The following is a 2,569-nucleotide window of genomic DNA, read 5'->3' on the forward strand; positions in this document are numbered from 1 at the left end:
TCTCCCGGCCAGCGTCGTAGCACTTGTTATGCAAGCCCTTTGCTTTGCCAGTCACCGGCTCGCCTGGCCAGTCGGCTTGAAATACATTCCGGTTGTGGCATTGCGTCCCATGCATCTCGGTGCCGTACCCGCTCTGCCTAACCACTCCGTCAAGGGGACTGGCCTGCGGCCAGCCCCTTACGTCGAACGTTAGGGCTCAATGAGCTACGGCACCTACGCCCGTCGAGTGGTCAATTCGTCATTGCCTCTGGGCGCCAGGCATATAGCTCTGCGCAGCTGTGTTGAGCGCTTTTGTCCTCTTGGCTTTCTCGCCACCTGGTCGCTACTCGAGCGCAGGTTTGGTGTGAAGCAAGGCGAACCCAACTCGCCCGCGTCACTGATAGCTGCAGTTGAGTTCTTAAGTGCTTGGCGTAAGGTCGTCGCAGCACGAGAAGTTGCAGAACGAGAATACCGTCATGCCTCTCGGCGCCTTGGCCTTCCGCAAGCGCGCGAGAAACAAAAGCCGGGCCAGCCAAGCTGAGCAGAAGCGTTGCTATGCTTCATCACTGATGGCGAGTTTCAATGATTTCCTGTGTTCTTGGCCGCGTGAGCCCTAACCCCTCCGTCAAGGGGACCTGCCTTCGGCAGGCCCCTTACATCGAACGTTAGGCATCAAAGCTGCAGGTGGGTGAAGGCGCAATCGCATACCGGAGCCTTCTGGGGGTGCCTCAACCGTCAGCGTGGGCTGTCCGTCCTTCGGCGGCCAGCGCACGGGCCGTGCCGGTTCCAGCCGTATTCCAGTCAGCTTGGGCACATGTGGGAAACCGCGGCAGCCTGCCGAGACTGCAAGTTGTCCTGTCTGGCCAGCGCCGGTGGTACTCTGTGTGCAATCTCTGCCTCGGCGAGCTTTCAGTGCTCTGCCAAGGTAGCTTAAATCCTTCGTCTCGCTCAGCCAGCGCCGTAGCACTTGTCATGCAATCAGTCTGCTTGGTCAGCCTCTGCCTCGTCTGGCCGCCGGGTTTGAAATACATGCCGGTTCAGTCATTGCGTTCCAGGCGTCTCGCTGCTCTGGCCCCTTTGCCTAACCGCTCCGTCAAGGGGACTGGCCTTCGGCCAGCCCCTTACGTCGAACGTTAGGCATCAAAGACTGCAGTTGGGTGAAGGCGCGATCGCATAACGGAGCCTTCTGGTGGTGACTCAACCGTCAGCGTGGGCTGTCCGTCCTGCGGCGGCCAGCGCACGGGCCGTGGTGGTTCAAGCCGTATTCAAGTCTGCTTGGGCACATGTGGGTGGCCCAAGCAGCATGCCAAGGTCGCAAGTTGCTCTGCCTGGTCAGCGCCGGTGGTACTCTGTGGTCGATCTCGGCCACGGCGAGCTTTCAGCGCTCTGCCGAGTTGGCTGAAATCCTTCGTCTCGTCCGGCCAGCGTCGTAGCACTTGTTATGCAAACACTCTGCTTTGCCAGTCACTGCCTCGCCGGGCCACCGGGCTTGAAATGCATGTCGGTTGTGGCATTGCGTTGCAGGCATTTCGGTGCCCTACCCGCTCTGCCTAACCACTCCGTCAAGGGGACTGGCCTGCGGCCAGCCCCTTACGTCGAACGTTAGGCATCAGAAGGCAGCAGGTTGGTGAAGGCGCAGCGGCATGTCCGAGCCTTCTTTGGGACGACTCAATCATCGGCTTGGGCTGTCCGTCCTCCGGCGGCCAGCGCACGGGCTGTGGCGACTTCAGCCGTATTCGAGTCAGCTTGGGCACAAGTCGGCGGCCGCAGTGGCACATCACGGTTGCTGGAATCTCCCTCCTTGGTCACCGCCGGTGGTACTCTGTTGGCCATCTCTGCCACGGCAAGCTTTCACCGCTTTGCCGAGGTAGCTGAAGTCCTTCTTCTCTACCGGCCAGCGTCGTAGCACTCGTCATGCAAGCACTCTGCTTTGTCAGCCCCTGCGTCGTCTGGCTACCGGGCTTGAAATACATGTCGGTTGTGGCATTGCGTTCCGGGCATCTCGGGGCCCCACTCGCTTTGCCTAACCGCTCCGTCAAGGGGACTGGCCTGCGGCCAGCCCCTTACGTCGAACGTTAGGCGTCTCAGATGACCCGCGGCATCGTTCAGGTTGGAACCTGGAAATATGACGGGAGCGTTGAACGCCCCGTCGATATCATCGCCTTGGAAGTTGATTGGTGGTACGAGCTCGCGAGAGTTGAAGGTCAGCTGGATTCCGACGAAAGGCCAATGCCACTGGGTCCTCAAGGCTGTCTCTACTACGCTCGCTTTAAGCATGCCGGTACAGCAATCGAGCCAACCTTCGTCGATACACCTGGCTTTCAGACACTTGAAGAAGCCAAGAGTGCAGCGCAACGGAAAGTTGACAGCCTCATCCAGTGGAAAGAACAGTCAAAGTCGTCGGTCGAGGGCTCATAGTGCCGAGTCAGACGCCTAACCCCTCCGTCAAGGGGACCTGCCTTCGGCAGGCACCTTACGTCGAACGTTAGGCATTAGAAGGCAGCAGGTTGGTTAAGGCGCAGCGGCATGTCCGAGCCTTCTTTTGGAGCGTCTCAATCGTCGGCATGGGCTGTCCGTCCTCCGGCGGCCA

1 protein-coding gene is annotated in these 2,569 nt (G+C 59.9%); it reads left to right on the forward strand.

The window, feature by feature from the left end; translation table 11 throughout:
- Window positions 1-2,067 precede the first annotated feature (2,067 nt).
- Window positions 2,068-2,397 carry a hypothetical protein gene (locus AACH06_RS30020; RefSeq protein ID WP_341429509.1) on the forward strand — a complete coding sequence of 110 codons (330 nt, stop codon included), beginning with the start codon at window positions 2,068-2,070 and terminating at the stop codon, window positions 2,395-2,397.
- Window positions 2,398-2,569: the final 172 nt, after the last annotated feature.

The organism is Ideonella lacteola (assembly GCF_038066555.1).
Classification (GTDB): domain Bacteria; phylum Pseudomonadota; class Gammaproteobacteria; order Burkholderiales; family Burkholderiaceae_C; genus Ideonella; species Ideonella lacteola.

Bases quoted from the DNA above. Each gene is read 5' to 3' on its own strand.
- AACH06_RS30020 (WP_341429509.1), top strand. From the start codon at position 2,068: ATGACCCGCGGCATCGTTCAGGTTGGAACCTGGAAATATGACGGGAGC.